Raw genomic sequence first — 18432 nt, 5'->3', positions numbered from 1 at the left:
AACTTCCCCCATCTTTTGGCAAATGATTATCTGCAGTAGGAGGTGACAAGCTAAGATGAAAGCAGATATTTTGATTCATGGTGGCACTGTAATCGACCCAGCGCGTGGAATTCACGAACAAAGGGACGTTGCCATCCGGCACGGAAAGTTCCTGGAAATCCCCATGGGCGAACCAGTAGAGGCCGGACAAATTCTACCTGCCCAAGATCATATTGTGACACCGGGATTGATTGACCTGCATACCCACATCAACTATTTAGGTAGTGCAAATGGATTGCCAGGCGACACGTTCTGCCTGCCTAACGGTGTGACTGCCGTAGCTGATGCAGGAAGCATAGGCGTTTCAAATTATCGCGCACTACTCCACCAAACGGATGCATGGATGGTAAAAACTCGTTTTTTTATCAATGTCAGTGCTGGTGGGCAAATCATGTCCAAACACTTCCCAGAGCCCCTTGACCCTTCTAAATGGGAGGACGAATTATTTCAAAAGGCCTTTGAAGATGGACGCGGAAGGATTCTTGGACTTAAAGTTAGAACCAGTAAAAAGGTAGTTGGTGAATTAGGCCTGAAACCTTTGAAAGCAGCAATCGAGCTGGCGCGGCGCTTTTCAATGCCTTTAGTTGTTCATCCTACAGACCCACCCGTCCCGATGGGGGAACTGGCTGAACTATTAGACCCAGGTAGCATTCTTTGCCATATTTTTCAAGGTGTTGGAATGACCTGCATCGAAAACGGCCATCTATCTGAAGGCCTGTTACAGGCCAGAGAAAGGGGGGTAATCTACGATGTAGCACACGGGCGATTGAACTTTTCTTTCCCAGTGGCCCGTACAGCGTTAAATCTTGGCTTGGAACCAGACACTATTAGTACCGATGCCAGCCAAGCCAACTGGAACAAAACGCCTATGGTGAGTCTTCCAGTTGTCATGGGGAAATTCTTAGTCATGGGGATGTCTTTGGACCGGGTCATTGAAAAGGTCACCTGCAACCCTGCCCGAATACTTGGACAGGCAGGTAAATGGGGAACAATGGCACCTGGTACCTGTGCGGATGCAGCGATTATTAAGATTCAAAATCGGCCAGTTATTTACCAAGATTGTTTTGGTAACGAGCAACCAGGAGAGCAGGTTTTGTCGGTTAGAGCTACTATCCTAGATGGTAAACTTGTGTACCGCGCTGCGGAAATGATGTAATAATGCATATTCGATATAAAAACAAATAAGAAAAGGAGTCACAAGTATGAAAAAATTGTTTTCTCTAATCCTGACCGGTACAATGGTGCTCAGCATGGCTGCTTGCTCTGATAGCAGCTCCAAAACATCTCAATCCTCCGCCTCTGGACAATCTTCCCAGTCATCTTTCTCGGCAAGTCAGCCCAGTGAGTTCACTTATCCGGCCGGTGACATCAACTGGGAATTGGCCGGTAATGCCGGCAGTGGTCCTGATACCCTGATGCGTGCCCTGATTACTGAACTGGAACCTGCAATGGGGAAGACTATCGTGCCAGTTAACAATCTTTGGAATACCGCACTGGAAAATATGTTGGCCGCCGAGCCCGATGGTCTGACAGTTTCCAACATTCCCACCCCTAACGCTTTCAAACGTGATCTGGATCCCGCGAATGAGGACGATCCCTCTTGGCGTGATCTGGCCTTAGTGTGTAACATTGTGACTTATCCAAACCTGATTGGTGTGCGCCCTGATGATGAGCGTTTTGCAGATGTTAATGACCTGAACGACTTTATTGACTGGTGCAAATCCAATCCTGATGAGAGCTTACTGGTGGCAGTGAAATCCAATAAGGGGGCCGATGACATCGCGCTATATAAGCTACAGAATGAGACCGGATTGACCAATGAGCAGTTGATTCACCTGAATGCTTCCTCTGCTTCGGAGAACATGGCTTCTTTTCTGGGTGGTCATGTGGATGTGCTGATGAGCAATACCCCGGAGGCCCTCTCTGTTTACAACGACGGTAATCTAAAGATCTTGGCCGTGTTTGACGAAGAGCGCAGCGAATTCTTCCCCGATGCACCTACCGCTAAAGAGCAGGGTATCGATGTGGTAAATGGCGTAAGTTTGGGGGTTGTTATGAACCCTGAATGTGATAAAGAGATTATCAACGCCCTGGCTGATTATATTGTTAATGCCACAGAGGATCCTGAATTCCAAAAAACTTTGAAGAGTCTCGGTTTTACTTTGAATGTTAAGCCCACGGATGAGTACACCAAGATGATGGTGGAAGAAGAGGCGCAACTCAAGGAGATCGCCCCCTTGCTCGGCTGGGCATAATGAATCGAACTTCTTAAAAAGAAGCTTGTTATTAACGCCGACCGAGGCGGATACGCCTAAATGGAGATCCGTCTCGGTCAAATCTTTATAAAGAAGGGAGTACGTGGCGGTACATTAACATACATTCCGTACCGCACTCAGGATCATATGAAGAAACATGTCCACGAGGACCTGCTAACAAGCGTATTTTTCATTTTGGTAGGTCTGCTATTCTTCTTAAGCAGCAGAGATCTTGCCCCAGAAACCACCTACTTCCCCTTGATGTGCGCGGGAGGCATGATAATCTTGTGTATCCCTGTCCTGATCCGCGGGATAAAAGAGACTATCTCCATGAACAAGAAAAGTGAAACAAATACCACTTTCCAAATTTCCTGGCGAGAATTGAAGGGCCCCATTCTTACTTTCCTAATGATTATTATATATGCTCTTTGTATCTCGTTCATCGGTTTTTTTGTTTCAACCTTTATATTCATGATGGTGTTCATGTATTTTCAAAATTTCAGAAAGCTAATACCTATGTTGGTCATTACTGTTGGATTTGAAATTCTGGCCTGGTTTGTGTTCGTTTTTGAACTCCATCTACGTCTACCTGCTGGGCTTCTATTTTAGTGGGGTGATACACAATGTTCAATACGTATTCCTACATTCTAGACTCTATTCCAGCTTTTCTTAATGCTCTATTTTCTGTGGAAATGGTGATTGCTCTGTTGGTTGGCATTGTAGGCGGCCTGATTATTGGAGCGTTGCCCGGCTTGAATCCTGCAGCGGGCATCGCGCTTTTGATGCCAATCACATATAGTATGTCTCCGATTCCAGCTCTAACTATGCTCATGGGCATATACACGGCTGGTATTATGGGTGGCAGTTATACTGCCATTCTCCTGCATACCCCTGGTACTACCTCTGCGGTGGCCACTCTAACTGATGGCTATGTTTTAACACAAAAAGGGCTACCACTTAAGGCGCTAAGTACCAGCACCTATGCTTCTACTATCGGTGGTATTATCTCTGCTATTGCCTTGTTGTTGATTTCTCCTATACTAGCTGAGGTTTCCCTCACTTTCGACTCCGCAGAATACTTTCTCCTTGGGTTATTTGGAATCAGCTTAATCGCTAGCCTTGCTTCCGATTCTTTACTAAAAGGCTGTATCGCCGGCCTTTTCGGTTTGTGCATGAGTTGCGTGGGGCAATTTCCACTGGAATCCGCTTATCGCTACACCTTTGGCGTTAAGCATCTGCGCACTGGGCTGAACGCTACCATCGTATTGCTGGGGCTATTTTCTATCTCACAAGTTTTTGTTCTTGTTCGTGATGCATTGAATGCCCAAAAATCTGGAAAAAATCAAGAAAAAAAGCAGGATATGATTAACTTGAAAGGGGAAGATTTAACTCTAAAAGAAAAGATCAGTTTGATTCCTACGATTCTTTATACCTCTATTGTTGGTTTATTTGTTGGCATCCTTCCCGGTGCTGGTGCCAGTATCGGCGCATTTATGGGCTATAATGAGGCCAAGCGGATTTCCAAACACAAAGAAGAATTTGGGAAAGGTTGTATTGAAGGCATTGCTGGCCCGGAGGCCGCTAATAATGCTGTGACCGGGGGCAGTATGATCCCATTGATGACCTTGGGTATTCCGGGTAGTCCAGTAGCAGCCATCCTTTTAGGCGCATTGATGATTCATGGCCTGCAGCCTGGGTATAAGTTGTTTACTGAGGAAGCAGATATTACCTATCCCATCATTTTTGGTTTTTTGCTTGCTAACATTGGCATGTTCTTTATCGGCAAAGTGTTTATCCGCCTTCTTCGTCATATTGTAGATATTCCACCTGCCGTACTTAACACTATGATTGTAGTGCTGGTGGCAATAGGTGGCTATTCTATTTCCAACTCTATCAACGATCTTATCATCGCTGCGATCTTCGGCCTGGTGGGCTACTTCTGTCGAGTTTCCAAATTCAACAGTTCCGCGCTAACCCTAGGGCTTGTATTAGGAACTATTACGGAAAAGGGATTGCGTCGTTCCATTACTATGGCCAGAGGAGATGTTTTAGGTTACTACCTCGGTCGTCCCGTCTGTATTATCCTGGCGGTTCTTATCGTGGTATGTTTGCTCGGCCCTGTCCTAAAAAAAGCAATTCAGAATCATTCCAAATAAGTAGAAAAGAGTGTATATAATGCCTGTCTATGCCTATGTCGGTACATATACGACAGAAAATTACAAGAATAATCGTAATGCTCACGGGAAAGGAATTTACGTCTTTCGCATCGAAGAAAATGGCACCTGGATTCAAGTGCAGATTGCCGAAGGATTGAACCCCGCTGTTTTGGCCTTCGGACGAAACATGGATTATCTTTACTGTGTCAACACAAACAGCGGAAACTGCTCTGCCTATCAGAGAGATAAACAAACTGGTCTTCTAACCTACCTAAACAGTGAAAAAACACCGGGCGAAAACGTAATGGTTATGTCGGTTAGTCCTAGTGGAGACTGCTTAATCAGCGCCGATAAAAGTGGCCTGGTAGCCTGTTTACCCATTGGAGAAGATGGAAAACTGAAAAAAGAGTTCGGTGGTTTTACATTACCCGGCCAAAAAGGACCTCTGAATGAAAAAATTCAACCTCATTCCCGCCCACATCATGTACCATTTAGTCCAGATGGCCGATACATCCTGATTGCGGACAAAGGCCTGGATTTAGTTCACAGCTACCGTATCAACTTTGAAACCAAGCACTTTGAAGAAATTCAACATCTTCCATTTCGCCCTGCGTCATGCCCACGACACATTTCTTTTCACCCAAACGGGCATTTTGCTTATGTGAATACCGAGTATACCAGTACAGTGGTTGCCTGTCATTATAATCCGGAAAATGGTACACTCGCTCCCTTTCAAATTGTCCCTTCCATTCCTGACGACTACGTGGAAATCAAAAATACTTCTTCGGAAATCATGGTTGGTAACCGAGGAAAAAATTTATATGTTTCCAATCGCGGAATGAATAGTATCGGCGTATTCTCTGTCAACCAAGAGGATGGTCGACTCTCGCCGATACAGTGGGCATCCACTAAAGGTGTTAAGCCTCGCTTTTTTACCATTGAGCCTGGCGAAAAATATCTGTATGCATGTAACCAGATGTCGGATACAATCGTAGAGTTTGAGATTGATCTGTTAACCGGATGTCTGACACAAACAGGGAACGTGATTGAAACTCCGGTTCCTGTGTGGATTCTTTTTTCCGGAAGCGTACCCTGCCACAAGCAAAGCACATTAGGCTAATAAGGAAGGAAATCATGATGGAGATACAAGATATTCGTGCCCGTGCCCGCAGAGCCGAAACTAGCTTCGGCTTAGTAGTTGGAATGAGCGACCCATATATAATCGATATGGCTTATTGTGCGGGTTATCATTTTATTCGTATCGATTGTGAGCATGTACTATATGATTACAATACTCTCCAGACTTTTTTCAACGCAGCACGACATCTAGGATTACCTGCTCAGATTAGAGTACCAGACCTGCACAATATTTCTGCAATTTTGGCTTTAGAACCAGCAGCCATTGTTTTGCCTGATGTAAACAGCCGCAAGATGGCTTTGGCTGCGATTGATGCAGTAAAATTCCCTCCATTTGGGAAACGAGGAATGAATGGAGGTACTCGAAATGTGCGCTTTGGACCTTATTCCAGAGAAGAATATATGCGAATAGGAAATGATCGTCTCAATTTAGTAGTTCAAATCGAAAGTCGAGAAGGGTTGGAACATATCGACGAAATTCTCTCTCTGGACGGAATCGATATGGTGGCCTCTGGAAAAGCTGATTTGTCTCAGGCACTTAGCGTACCCGGTCAAAAGGACCACCCTGATGTAATCGCAGCAGAAAACTACATTGTCGAAAAGGCAAAACAGCACGGAAAAATTCTTACGTTATCTGTCTCAGACCCTAAAAGGCTTCAAGAGCTAAAAGAAAAAGGCGTCCACTGCTTTTCCATTGGGCGGGATGAAGATTTGTGTTTGAAGGCAATCAAAAATCAGCTAAATAAGATGAGTAAGGCTGAAAAAGAACTAACTGAGTAAAATACAGATGTAACAACCGTTAACCCGTCAAAATAATATCTTTGAGACAATGCAAGATGGATTAATATTTTTGGTGATTTTCAACCCAAACTTTATTTCGGCCTCACTGGGAAGATTTGACATACAAGTAAGCACTAATAAAAATATTTTAAAACAAATTAATTTAAAATCTGACGTACATACTGAAAGCAATTGTAAAACAGATTATGCAGTCTCTTGTGGGAAATCATCGTATCTACTGATTTAAGTAGCACGGGCCACTGCCTGAAAAACCTGATAGAGAAATACGTGGAGGTTATGCCATAGGCCAAAGAGCATAGAGCAGTGACAGGTACAGAGGCTGGATTCATTGCAGCGAAAGCGATTTTGCCGGGGGTTCAGCATTGTTACCCCCTGCCAAAATGAATGACCCTACCCAATCTGAACGATTTGTTGTCATTGTTCGGATTAGGTAGGGTCAATTTTTACCTAGAATCCTTGTTGTATCAAAGGGTTCAGGCTTCTTATGTATATTGAGAACCTCTGTCACTATGAAAAATAAGCTTGGCTTCTGGACTGCGTCGTTCCCAAGACATAATTGAACACCTTATGAATCAAAGCAAAGCATACTGTATAAAGTCAGAAAGCGATGAAACTTTTATATAGCTATGATTTGATGAATGGAGACACATCGAAGCAAAGCGGGAGTCTGCAGAATATTTCCATAACAAGTTTTCTGGCACAAAATGAGGCAGTACACAAGGGTGGGGCAGGAAAAAACGCAGGCGTTTTGCCTGCGTTTTTCAAACAGATGAGAATCAGATAAAGTTTGCGGCATCATGCCAGAGAGAGGGTGGAGCCGCGCACCTCATCCATTGTAGGGATAGAGGGAGCGGCACCTGGACGGGAGACAGCAATGGCGGCGGCACGGGAGGCGAGGTTCAGACAGGACGGCGCATCCATACCGGCAGCTAAACAGGCTACAAAGTACCCCGTGAAGGTATCTCCGGCAGCTGTGGTGTCTACAGCCTTGGTGCGGTAAACGCCTTGGGTGATTCGCTGTGTGCCGTCATCATATATGCATCCACGGCTCCCTAGCGTGAGTAGCAGCTGGCAGGAGGGCCAGCGGCTGCGCAGTATATCCAGAATCTGCCCCTCCTCGCTGGTGCCGGCTAGGGCGGCCCCCTCAATTTCGTTGAAAACCAGAAGCGAGACAAGATGCAGGGGGAGGGTGGAGATATGTTCGTCAATGGGGGAGGGGTTGAATACGATGGACAGGCCCTTTTTGGCGCCCTGTTCCATGATGTAATCCAGGCAGTTGATTTCGTTTTGCACAATCAGGTAGTCACCGGGACCAAAGCCTTCCAGCGCCAGGTCCACCTCCTGGTGTGTGATCTTCTGATTGCTGCCGCCATATAGCAGGATACAATTTTGTCCCTGGGAATCCACTTGGATAATAGTGTGGCCGCTGGGGCCGCTGCTGAGTGAGATGAGGGAGGTGTCGACACCGCTGGAAGCCAGTGTGTCGGCCAAAAGCTGTCCATCCGGCCCAATTTTTCCAGCGTGACAGACGGTGGCCCCTGCCCGGGCAGATGCGATTGACTGGTTAAGTCCTTTCCCGCCGCAGTTGACATCCCGGCTGCAGGAGGCGAGGGTCTCTCCTGGAGCAACGAAGTGGGGGACATGATAGACATAATCCAGATTTAGGGAGCCATAACTGAGGATACGAGACATAAGCGACCATCCTTTCAGAATTCAAAGGTACAGATTGACCAGACCACATCCGGCCATTCAGTTGGAGGCCAACTGAATGGCGGGAAATAGGTGGGCGCACTGGGTCAGTGTGTTGCAGGCCCTGGCCAGTAGGTCGGAGTATTGATCTACTACTTCGGGTGTGATAGAGATGGCGGGGCCGGAAATACTGATGGCACCCGCCACGTCTCCACGTCCGGTGCGGATGGCCATGGCTACGCACTTTACACCCATGGTTTCCTCCTCATTATCCAGTGCATATCCCTTACGGCGGTATGTGGCAAGTGCCTCCATCAGTTGGTCGTGGTCGGTGATAGTGTTCTGTGTGATGGGAGGTAGGCCATGCTTGCGAATGATGGCTTCCACCTGTTCGGTGGGCATTTGACTGAGCATGGCCTTCCCGCAGCCGGTACAGTGCATGGGGAGTGTTTTGCCGGAGACGGAGTATGAGATGGAGCGCCGGCTGGGATAGACGCACTCCATATAGAACACCTTGCCGTCAATATGGGAGGTAAGGTAGATGATGTCTCCAGTGGCGGACTGCAGGTCCTCCATCACAGGGATGGCATACTGGGCCACAGGACTGCCTGCCTGGGCGCAGTAGCTGAGCTGCATGACCTTGTACCCAAGGCGGTAGGCCTGGCCGTCCCGGATACGCAGCAGATAGCCGGCTTCCTCCAGCGTGCGAATCTGGTTGAGCAGTGTGCTTTTGGGCATGGATAGCAGCCGACTGATCTGGGCCAATGTCAGTTCAGTCCTGGCAGGAGAAAAACAGTCTAGAATCCGCAGCGCTTTGGCGGTAGATGTGACTCTACTGCTGACAGTAGAGGCGGATTCCATCTCAGCGGAATCCTCTTTTAAAAGAATCATGGTGCAACATCCTTTGCAATCCATATTGAAAAAAATGCCCGCGATTGGTCCAAATAAAATACAGATGCAGAGGCATTTACATCTGCTATCGTATATTATCCTAACCTCCATTGACGTATTTGTCAAATGGAAAGTGAAAAAGAGAACAAATATTCCAAAAATAATAAAACTATATTGACAATGATAACTAGCCGTGCTAAAATCCAAATAAAGTGTGAAATAACTGAATAATCATTCAGTAATACTGAACACAAAAGCATTTTATCCTATTGTTGGGAGGAGAGAAACTTGAAGAAACTATATGGTGTCATCACCGCCATGACTACCCCTTTTACCGCAGACGGGAAGGTAGATACGGCGGCGCTGGAGGAGCAGACAGAATACCTGATTGAAAAGGGCATTCAGTGTCTGTATCCCTGCGGAACGACGGGGGAGATGTACCTCATGTCCGCGGAGGAGCGAGAACTGGTGGCCGAGACCGTTGTGAAAAAGGCTGCGGGACGAGTTACAGTGTTCATCCACGTGGGTGCAATGACGGTGGACGAGACCATTCGCCTGGCCCAGCACGCCCACAAAATTGGTGCCGACGGCGTGGGCGTCGTTACCCCCAGCTACTTTACGGTAAACGATCGGGCCATGGTGGAGTACTACAAGACCGTGTGCGCCGCCCTGCCTGATGACTTCCCGGTATATGTGTACGTCATTCCCCAGCTGGCGCATAACGACATCAGCGCTGCCACGATGGAGCAGATTGCGGCTGCCTGCAAGAATGTGGTGGGCGTCAAGTACAGCTTCGCCGATATGCGTCGCATCAACGAATATCTGCAAGTGCGAAATGGAAACTTCTCTGTGGTGCCCGGCGCGGACGACCTGTTCCTGCCTGCCCTGGTGTGCGGCTGCGACGGTGTTGTCTCCGGCTGCTCCGGCCCATTCCCCGAAGCCTTTGTAGCGGTCTACAAGGCATTCCAGAGCGGCGATCTGGAGGGAGCCCGCAAGGCGCAGGTGGCCGCTACCGAGTTGGTCAAGCTGATGCAGTTTGGCGGAGACATGTCCATCTTTAAAAACATCCTTACCTTCCGCGGTGTGACAGGAGGACATATGCGCAAGCCCCTGCTGGACCTGACCGACGAGCAGGTTGCCCAGCTGAAGCAGCAAGTTGCTCCCTACATTTAATTCTTACCTTGTATTCCACTGCGTAAGCGTGTGAAATAACTATGATCTAGAAAAGGAGCAGAAAAATGAAAAAGATTCTTTCACTTGCCTTGGCAGCGGCGATGGCCCTGTCACTGGCCGCCTGTGGTAACAACGGCAGCCAGACCTCTCAGAGCAGCAATTCCGGCAGCGCTTCCAACTCTGGAAACACCAGCCAGCAGGAAGAGGTCAATTTCCCCAACGGAAAGCAGATCTCTCTGATCGTTCCCTACGCTGCTGGCGGCGCCTCTGACACCGTGGCCCGTATTTACGCCTCTGAGCTGGAGCAGTCCCTTGACACCAGCGTCATCGTCTCCAATGTTGAGGGAGCTTCTGGCGCCATCGGCCTGGAGCAGGTCCGCAACGCCGATCCCGACGGCTATACCATGGCTTATATGCCCGTTGAGTCCACCATGCTTAGCGCCTTGGGCTTCACTGACCTGTCTACCAACGACTTCAAGTTTGTGGGCCGTGCTATGACTATCCCTGCCGCCGTCACTGTCCGTGCTGACGCTCCCTGGGATACCTTTGAGGACTTCCTGGCTTATGCCAAAGAGCATCCCGGTGAGGTCCAGGTCGGCAACTCCGGCACTGGTTCCATCTGGCATATTGCTGCCGCTTCCATTGAGAAGGAGTGCGGCGTAGAGTTTACCCATGTGCCCTTCGACGGCGCGGCTCCCGCTGTGGCCGCTCTGTTGGGCAAGAATATCCAGGCTGTTACCGTCAGCCCCTCTGAGGTAAAGAACAACGTGGACTCCGGTGACTTCAAGGTGTTGTGTATCCTGGGCGAGAGTCGTTCCTCCGTAGTGCCTGAGGTTGAGACAGCGCAGGAGATGGGCTACGACATTACCATCCAAGGCTGGGGCGGCTTCGCTGTTCCCAAGGACACCCCTCAGGCTATCGTGGACATCCTGGAGGAAGCTTCCGAGGTCGCTATCAACTCCGACTCCGTTAAGCAGACTCTGGCCGACCGCGGCTATGAGCATGCCTATCTGAACGGCGCCGACATGGACGCTAAGGCCGCGGAGGAGCTGGCCTACTACAGCGAACTGATTCCTGAACTGGGCATTGCCTAACCTATAACTGTTGCAAGCCGCGCTCAGGCCTTCGGGCGTGAGCGCGGCTTTTCCTCGCTGATAAAAAAAGGAGGGTTCCCATGCATAAGGGCGATACAATTCCCGGCCTGATTACCGCCATTTTTGGATACTCGGTGGCGATTTATACGCTTTTGGAGGATACCATGCGAGTCAACGCCCAGTCCTCCGACGGTGTGCCCGGTGCGGGCTTCTTCCCAGTGCTGCTGGGCTTTGCTGTGGGCATTCTAGGTACCATCTTGTTTGTGCGCGGAATCCTGCAAAAAGGATCCGTGCAGTATTTCCAAGTCGACCCCGAAATCAAGTTTAACCTCAAGCGCCTGGGCCTGACTGCTGTGTCCATTGTAATCTTTTTCATCCTGTGGCAGACCACAAAGCGGTTTATTGTCTGTGTGCCCATTTTGTGCTTTGCCCTGAACGCCATTTTCGGCCGAAAGCTGAAGTACAACATCATTTATACCGTGGTCTTTACCGCGTTTATCTACCTGGCCTTTGTTGTCGGCTTCTCCATCCAGTTCAACCGATAAGGCAGTAGAGCAGTAAAAGGAGATGAACCCGAATGTCTGCTGAAGTTTGGCTCGGCGCACTACAGCTGTGCCTGCAGCCCTCTGTTATCCTGTTTTTGTGTATCGGCGTTTGTATTGGAACGGTCATCGGTGCTCTGCCCGGCCTGTCTGCCACCATGGGCATTGCCATCATGACGCCCATCACCTTCTGGTTTGAGCCGGCGGACGGCTTCGCCATGCTGATGGGCCTGTGGAACGCTGCCATCTTTGCCGGCGGTATTTCCGCAATTCTGGTCAACACCCCCGGCACCCCTGCGTCCATTACCCAGTCCTTTGACGGCTATTCCCTCTACCGTCAGGGTAAAGGTGGTCTGGCGCTGGGCATCAACGTCATTTACTCCTTCATTGGAGGCATTTTCTCCACCTTTTGCCTCATTCTGTTTTCTACCCCCATTGCCAACTTTACCATTTCCTTTAATGCGCCCGAATACTGTATGCTGGCCCTGTTTGGCCTGTCGATGATGGTGGCTGTCTCAGAGGGCAGCGTGCTCAAGGGGCTGATCCTGGGTATGGCCGGCATTCTGCTTTCCTGTGTAGGCCTGGACCCCATCCTGTCCATCAAACGGTTCACCTTCGGCCAGACTGCTCTGCTGGGCGGTATCTCCTTCATCCCAGTCATGATTGGTATGTTCGGCATCGGTGAGGTGTTCTATCAGATTTACACCTTCCGCAAGGCCGACCAGGAGAAGGAGTTGGAGGCTCGGAAAGTCAACTTGGCCCTTGGCCGCGTCCTGCCCACAGCCAAGCAGGCTAAGGAGCTTGCAGTTCCTACCCTGATTGCGGCAGTTGAGGGCACCATTATTGGCGCCATCCCCGCGGCGGGCGGCGACATCGCCTCCATTATCTCCTGGGGCAACGCCAAGAAAATGAGTAAGCACCCCGAGGAGTACGGCAAGGGCTCGCTGGAGGGCTTGGCCGTCAGCTCCACCGCCAACAATGCCGTCATCGGCGGCGCCATGACCACCATGATGACCCTGGGTATTCCAGGCGATGCGGTGACCGCCATCCTGATTGGTTCTTTGACCATGTACGGAATGCAGCCCGGCATCAAGATGTTCACTGAGAACGCCTCCTTTACCGCCCAGATCATGCTGATGATGCTGCTGGCCAACGTGGTATTCCTCATCTTCGGCCTGGCTACTGCTAAGATCTCGGCCAAGGTGCTCAATGTCTCCCAGCCCACCGTCTGGACCGCCGTGTGTATCCTGTGCGTGGTGGGGTCTTTCGCCCTGAACAACACCTTCTTTGATGTGGCTATTATGTTTGCCGCCGCCGTTCTGGGCTTCTTCCTGAAGGTATTCAAATTCCCCAATGGCCCCTTCGTTCTCGGCTTGCTGCTGGGTTCCATGCTGGAGTCCAATATGCGCCGCGCCCTGGTCATGAGCCACGGCAGCTGGGCCACCTTTGTGACCCGTCCGGTGTCCTGTGTGCTTTTCATCGCCATCATCCTCACCTTGTGCTGGCCCGTTTTGAAGGCTGTCCTGCGCAAGCGCAAGGAGGCTAGCGCTCAGAAGGCTGGCTGAGTTAAATCGAATGTATGTGGTCCATGATGAGCTGCCCGTGGCAGCTCATCACGGCCATTGGAAAGGAATTTTCTTCATATGGATGCAATAAAAATCATCAAGGAGCACGGGGTCGTTCCCGTTCTGGGCCTGAAGGACCCGGACACCGCGCCCCAAGTCGCCGCCGCCCTGCGCCGCGGCGGACTGCCTCTCATCGAGGTCACCATGCGGGCGGAAAAGGCTATGGACTGTCTGCGGGCCATCAAATCAACTGACTCCCAGATGCTGGCTGGCGCCGGTACTATCCTGCGCTGCGAGCAGGTGGACCAGGCCAAGGAGGCCGGAGCGGACTTCGTTGTCACACCAGGCTTCAATCCCAAGGTGGTAGCCCGCTGCCTGGAGCTGGAGATGCCTGTAGTTCCGGGCTGCATCACCCCAACTGAGATTGAAGCGGGGCTGGAGATGGGTCTGACCACCTTTAAGTTCTTCCCCTCCGAGCCCATGAACGGCATGGCCACCATTAAGCAGTTGTGCGGCCCTTACGGCAGCATCCAGTTCATTCCCACCGCCGGCATCAACCTGAGTAACATGGAGGAGTATCTCTCCAGCGACAAGATCGCCGCGGTGGGTGGCAGCTTCATGGCTCCCGCCGCCATGGTGGAAGCCCAGGACTGGGAAGGAATCACCGCCCTGTGCCAGAAGTCAGTGGAGAAATCCCTGGGCTTCTCCCTGGCCCACATCGGCATCAACGGGGATAGCAAGGAGGAGGGGCTGGCCACCGCGCGTTGGTTCGCCGAGCGCTTCGGCTTCCAGGTCAAGGAGGGCGGCCGCTCCAACTTCGCCGGTACCTATGTGGAGTGCTGCAACCAGCAGTTCCCGGGCAAGTTCGGACACATCGGCATCTTTACCTATTCCCCCGATCGGGCCTTGGCTTATTTCAAGGCCAAGGGTATCCCTACGCGGGAGGAGTTTAAGAACGTGGACGCCAAGGGCAACCTGGTGGCGGTCTACCTGGAGGAAGAAGTCGGCGGCTTTGCCGTCCACATTGTAAAAAAAGCTTGAAGGAGGTCTGTTCCATGAAAAAGATCATCAACGATCCCGCCCAGTACACCGACGATATGCTCAAGGGTATCTACCGTGCCCACAGCGACCAGGTGGGATATGTCAATAACGATCTGCGCTGCTACTGCACAAAGAAAAAGGTTCCCGGTAAGGTTTCCATCATCACTGGTGGCGGCACTGGCCACCTGCCCCTGTTCCTGGGCTATGTGGGGGAGAACCTGTTGGACGGCTGCGCTGTGGGCAGCGTGTTCCAGTCACCCAGCGCCGAGCAGATTTTTGAGATCAGCAAAGAGGTCAACAACGGCGGCGGCATCCTGTACCTCTATGGCAACTATACCGGTGATATCATGAATTTTGACATGGCCGCCGAGATGTGCGACCTGGAGGATATCAAGACTGCTTCCATTGTGGGCGCGGACGACGTCAACTCCAACGCCGATCCGGCCGCCCGCCGGGGTGTGGCCGGCATCTTCTTTATGTACAAGTGCGCCGGTGCCAAGGCCGCCCAGATGGGCACTCTGGACGAGGTGCTGGCTGCGGCCCAGAAGGCCAAGGACAACACCCGTACTGTGGGCTTTGCCCTGACCCCCTGTGTCATTCCTGAGGTGGGTCACTCCAACTTCACCCTGGGCGAGAACGAGATGGCCATGGGCATGGGTATCCACGGAGAGCCCGGCGTGTGGAACGGCCCCATCAAGACGGCCGACGAGCTGGCCGCTGAATCTCTGGACACCCTGCTGAAGGATATGCCCCTTGCCTCCGGCGATGAGGTCGCCCTGCTCATCAACGGCCTGGGCGCCACCTCTATTGAGGAGCTGTACATTCTGTCCAACAGCGTTTCCCAGCAGTTGGAGGACAAAGGCATCTCCATCTACCGCACCTTTGTGGGCGAGTTCGCTACTTCCATGGAGATGATGGGGGCGTCCATCTCCATCATGAAGGTGGACAGCGAGACTAAGGCTATGCTGGATATGCCCGTCAGCACCCCCTTCTACTGCCAGAAGTAAGGAGCGTCGACCATGAAAGTCATTCAAGCGAAGGATTGGACCGCTGTTATGGAGGCGGTAGCTCAGATAATGACCGAGCAGGCAGACCACCTGTGCGAGATGGACGCCCGCATGGGCGACGGGGACCTGGGCCTGACCATGAAGAAAGGCTACTGTGCCCTGCCGGAGATTTATGCTGGCTTGGAGGAAGCAGACATGGGCAAGCGCTTGTCCAAGGCCGGCATGAAGATGTCCAGCGTAGTTCCTTCTACCATGGGTACACTGATGTCCTCCGGATGGATGGAGGGCGGTAAGCGCCTGATAGGGAAGGAAGAGGTGGACGCCTCCGCCTTTGCGGCATTCCTGCGTGGCTTCGCGGATGGAATTGCCAAGCGGGGCAAGTGTGTCCCCGGAGAGCGCACTGTGCTGGACGCCATCTTCCCGGCTGCCGATGCGGCGGAGCAGGCGGCCACATCTGGAAGCGGATTGGAGGACACCGCCGCTGCGGCCCTGGAGGGGGCAAAGCGGGGCCTGGAGTCCACCAAAGAGATGACGCCCAAATACGGCAAGGCTGCCGTCTTTGCGGCCAAGGCCCTGGGAACTGAGGACCAGGGCGCCACTGCCGGGATGCTGCTCGTTCAGGGCCTGTATAACGGTATCCAGAAATAAGGAGAGATCACAATGAAGAAAATGGTAGGCTTCGGAGATTATCTGCTCCGTCTCAATCCAGAGGGGTATCTGCGCTTTATCCAGGCGGACCACTTCCAGATCAATTATACTGGTGCGGAGGCCAACGTGTGCGTCTCCCTGGCGATGATGGGGATGGACACGGAATTCGTGACTCGGCTGCCTGACAACGATATTGCCGCCTGCGGTGTGGCGGAGCTGCGCAAGTTCAATGTGGGGACCAGCCATATCGCCTACGGCGGGGAGCGGATGGGTGTGTTTTATGCGGAGAAGGGGGCATCCCAACGCCCCTCCAAGATCGTCTATGACCGCAAATATACCTCTATCGCCACCTGCGCCTATGAGGATTTTGACTGGGAAGATATTTTTGCCGGGGCCACCCATTTCCACATGACGGGCATCACCCCCGCCTTGAGTAAAACCATCCCCTCGGTGTGTATCAAGGCGTGCAGAAAGGCCAAGGAGATGGGACTGACCGTCAGCTGTGACCTGAATTACCGCAAAAATCTGTGGACTGAGGCTGAGGCCAATGCGTGCATGGTCCAGCTGATGCCCTACATCGACGTGCTGGTGGCCAACGAGGAGGATGCAGAGAAGGTGTTGGGCATTAAGGCCCGTGATACTGATGTGACCCAGGGTAAGCTCAACCGGGAGGGCTACATAGATGTGGCGGAGCAGATCTGCCAGACCTACGGAACCAAGATGGTAGCCGTCACCCTGCGGCGCAGCATCAGTGCCTCGGACAATGAGTGGAGCGCAATGCTGTATACAAACGGTAAGCCCTACTTCTCCAAGCAGTACATGATCCACCTAGTAGACCGGGTGGGGGGCGGAGATTCCTTCACCGCTGGTCTGCTCTACGGAATCATGAACGACTACGGCCCCCAGGAGACTATTGAATATGCCGCCGCCGCATCCTGTCTCAAGCAGACCATTGAGCTGGACTTCAACCTGTCCACCGCTGACGAGGTCAAGCGCCTGGTGGGCGGAGACGGCTCCGGCCGTGTACAACGGTAAACTGCGAATGAACACCCCCATCCGATCTGAACAAATGCTTGTCATGGTTTCGATCAGTTGGGGGTGTTTTATGCCAGAACCTCTTTCGGCAAGGGGTTCTGGCATTCTTATGCGGAGTGCCACTCTCACCAATCATATAAACCGAGTAAAATGAAAACGCAAAACGTCTAAATGGCGAGATTTGAACCCCCGTTATGTCAGCAAGGTGCTCTCTTTATTTGTCGCTCATGAACGTATCTTCCATCTGACAGGGCGTTCGGTTTTTCAATGTGCGATGTGGCCTCTGTGTGTTGTAAAACTCGATGAGAGATTTAAAAGGTCTTACTGATCCACATACCACATAGAGAGGAACATAGATGACATTAATGATGTAACTTATATGGTAATTCTTATACCAAGTTATGTAACAGAGTATTTTACTTTTAAAAAAATCGTGATAAAATAAAAAACAAGGTGGGCAAACTGAATTCGATGGAGGTGAAGTCATGGAAACAAAGCCTGGAATGATGCCATTGCTGGATGGAACCGAGATTCCGCGGTATGGGTTTGGATGTTATGCCTCCTATGGACATGAGATATCCCAGGCTGTTGCCTGGGCGCTGGAGTGCGGCTATCGCTATATCGACTCCGCCGCTATGTATGCCAATGAGAAAGACGTGGGCGAAGGACTCAGATTGGCGGGGTTAGACCGGAAGAAGGTCTACATACTCTCCAAGGTTTGGCCTAAGGACTATGAGGTGCCCGCCAACTCGGCCCAACAGTCCCTCAGGGATCTGGGCGTGGATTATCTGGATTGCTGCCTGCTCCATTGGCCTGGAACGGAGGAGAAGCGACGTCTGTCCGCCTATGAGCAGCTTCTCAGGTTGAAAGACCAGGGATTGATTCGATCGGTGGCCGTGTCCAACTTTCAGGTAGATCAGTTGGAACGAATAAAGGAAGTCTTTGGGGCTTATCCCCCTATCAACGAGATCGAGTTACACCCCGCCTTTCAGCAGCGGGAGCTGCGCCAGTTCTGTCTGGATCGGGGTATCGCCCTGGTGGCTTACAGTCCCATCAAGCGTGGGGCCTTTATGGGGGATCCCCGCATATTGTCCATTGGGGAAAAATACGGGAAAACGGCCAATCAGGTAGTGCTGCGGTGGCACTTGGAACGCCAGCAGATCCCCATCCCCAAATCCAGCCACTACGACCGCATCCGAGAGAACTTTGATGTGTTCGATTTCTCCCTAACGCCAGAGGAAACACAGCTCATTAACTCCTTAGAGTGCGGCGGCCGACGGGGAAACGATCCGTTGACTTACAACGGCTGATCAACGAGCATCGATCAATTCAATTTTTATAGAAAAGGAATGAGTGAAA

17 protein-coding genes are annotated in these 18432 nt (G+C 51.3%); 15 read left to right on the top strand and 2 right to left on the bottom strand.

Annotation, left to right across the window (positions count from 1 at the left end):
• Positions 1 to 55: 55 nt before the first annotated feature.
• From WKS99_RS00085 to WKS99_RS00060, 6 genes are read left to right on the top strand one after another with little or no spacing between them, the layout of a single operon-like run.
• Positions 56 to 1195: an amidohydrolase family protein gene (locus WKS99_RS00085; RefSeq protein ID WP_262669815.1), complete on the top strand. Its 1140-nt coding sequence runs from the start codon at positions 56 to 58 to the stop codon at positions 1193 to 1195.
• 46 nt (positions 1196 to 1241) lie between these two features.
• On the top strand, positions 1242 to 2294 hold the full coding sequence (locus WKS99_RS00080) for a tripartite tricarboxylate transporter substrate binding protein (RefSeq protein ID WP_186852128.1): 1053 nt from the start codon (positions 1242 to 1244) through the stop codon (positions 2292 to 2294).
• A 60-nt stretch (positions 2295 to 2354) separates the two neighbouring features.
• The gene (locus WKS99_RS00075; protein ID WP_262669814.1) at positions 2355 to 2903 is read left to right on the top strand and encodes a tripartite tricarboxylate transporter TctB family protein; all 549 of its coding nucleotides are present in this window, start codon (positions 2355 to 2357) and stop codon (positions 2901 to 2903) included.
• A 14-nt stretch (positions 2904 to 2917) separates the two neighbouring features.
• Positions 2918 to 4450 (top strand): tripartite tricarboxylate transporter permease, encoded by a 1533-nt coding sequence (locus tag WKS99_RS00070; protein WP_186852130.1) that lies wholly within the window; start codon positions 2918 to 2920, stop codon positions 4448 to 4450.
• A 19-nt stretch (positions 4451 to 4469) separates the two neighbouring features.
• Positions 4470 to 5570 (top strand): lactonase family protein, encoded by a 1101-nt coding sequence (locus WKS99_RS00065; RefSeq protein ID WP_186852131.1) that lies wholly within the window; start codon positions 4470 to 4472, stop codon positions 5568 to 5570.
• Between the two features lie 14 nt (positions 5571 to 5584).
• Positions 5585 to 6367 (top strand): HpcH/HpaI aldolase family protein, encoded by a 783-nt coding sequence (locus tag WKS99_RS00060; RefSeq protein WP_186852132.1) that lies wholly within the window; start codon positions 5585 to 5587, stop codon positions 6365 to 6367.
• Between the two features lie 816 nt (positions 6368 to 7183).
• Here the strand turns inward: WKS99_RS00060 and WKS99_RS00055 are convergent.
• Together WKS99_RS00055 and WKS99_RS00050 are read right to left on the bottom strand one after the other, a co-directional pair.
• Entirely contained in the window at positions 7184 to 8080 is an 897-nt protein-coding gene (locus tag WKS99_RS00055; RefSeq protein ID WP_262670534.1) for a ribokinase, read from the bottom strand.
• Positions 8081 to 8137: 57 nt separating this feature from the next.
• Positions 8138 to 8968 (bottom strand): IclR family transcriptional regulator, encoded by an 831-nt coding sequence (locus WKS99_RS00050; protein WP_340405129.1) that lies wholly within the window; start codon positions 8966 to 8968, stop codon positions 8138 to 8140.
• A 288-nt stretch (positions 8969 to 9256) separates the two neighbouring features.
• Between WKS99_RS00050 and WKS99_RS00045 the strand changes: the two genes are divergently transcribed.
• The 9 genes from WKS99_RS00045 to WKS99_RS00005 all read left to right on the top strand — a co-directional run bounded on the left by WKS99_RS00045 (position 9257) and on the right by WKS99_RS00005 (position 18383).
• A complete protein-coding gene (locus WKS99_RS00045; RefSeq protein WP_186852135.1) occupies positions 9257 to 10141 on the top strand; it encodes a dihydrodipicolinate synthase family protein in 885 nt (294 codons plus the stop codon).
• A 65-nt stretch (positions 10142 to 10206) separates the two neighbouring features.
• Positions 10207 to 11235 carry a tripartite tricarboxylate transporter substrate binding protein gene (locus tag WKS99_RS00040; protein ID WP_147571178.1) on the top strand — a complete coding sequence of 343 codons (1029 nt, stop codon included), beginning with the start codon at positions 10207 to 10209 and terminating at the stop codon, positions 11233 to 11235.
• An 80-nt stretch (positions 11236 to 11315) separates the two neighbouring features.
• Entirely contained in the window at positions 11316 to 11780 is a 465-nt protein-coding gene (locus tag WKS99_RS00035) for a tripartite tricarboxylate transporter TctB family protein (RefSeq protein WP_147571177.1), read from the top strand.
• A gap of 32 nt (positions 11781 to 11812) precedes the next feature.
• Positions 11813 to 13342 (top strand): tripartite tricarboxylate transporter permease, encoded by a 1530-nt coding sequence (locus WKS99_RS00030; protein WP_147571176.1) that lies wholly within the window; start codon positions 11813 to 11815, stop codon positions 13340 to 13342.
• A 78-nt stretch (positions 13343 to 13420) separates the two neighbouring features.
• A complete protein-coding gene (locus tag WKS99_RS00025) occupies positions 13421 to 14383 on the top strand; it encodes a bifunctional 4-hydroxy-2-oxoglutarate aldolase/2-dehydro-3-deoxy-phosphogluconate aldolase (protein ID WP_147571175.1) in 963 nt (320 codons plus the stop codon).
• A 14-nt stretch (positions 14384 to 14397) separates the two neighbouring features.
• On the top strand, positions 14398 to 15390 hold the full coding sequence (locus tag WKS99_RS00020) for a dihydroxyacetone kinase subunit DhaK (RefSeq protein ID WP_240288032.1): 993 nt from the start codon (positions 14398 to 14400) through the stop codon (positions 15388 to 15390).
• Positions 15391 to 15402: 12 nt separating this feature from the next.
• Positions 15403 to 16038, top strand: a complete 636-nt coding sequence (locus tag WKS99_RS00015) for a dihydroxyacetone kinase family protein (protein WP_186852137.1) — start codon at positions 15403 to 15405, stop codon at positions 16036 to 16038.
• A gap of 12 nt (positions 16039 to 16050) precedes the next feature.
• Positions 16051 to 17073 carry a sugar kinase gene (locus WKS99_RS00010; protein ID WP_240288030.1) on the top strand — a complete coding sequence of 341 codons (1023 nt, stop codon included), beginning with the start codon at positions 16051 to 16053 and terminating at the stop codon, positions 17071 to 17073.
• A 485-nt stretch (positions 17074 to 17558) separates the two neighbouring features.
• Positions 17559 to 18383: an aldo/keto reductase gene (locus tag WKS99_RS00005; RefSeq protein ID WP_340405128.1), complete on the top strand. Its 825-nt coding sequence runs from the start codon at positions 17559 to 17561 to the stop codon at positions 18381 to 18383.
• Positions 18384 to 18432: the final 49 nt, after the last annotated feature.

Source organism: Flintibacter sp. HCN-6482 (assembly GCF_037892565.1).
GTDB classification, from domain to species: domain Bacteria; phylum Bacillota; class Clostridia; order Oscillospirales; family Oscillospiraceae; genus Lawsonibacter; species Lawsonibacter aceti.
The sequence above is the reverse complement of the archived record's forward strand: the minus strand, read 5'-3'. Positions and strand labels throughout refer to the sequence as shown.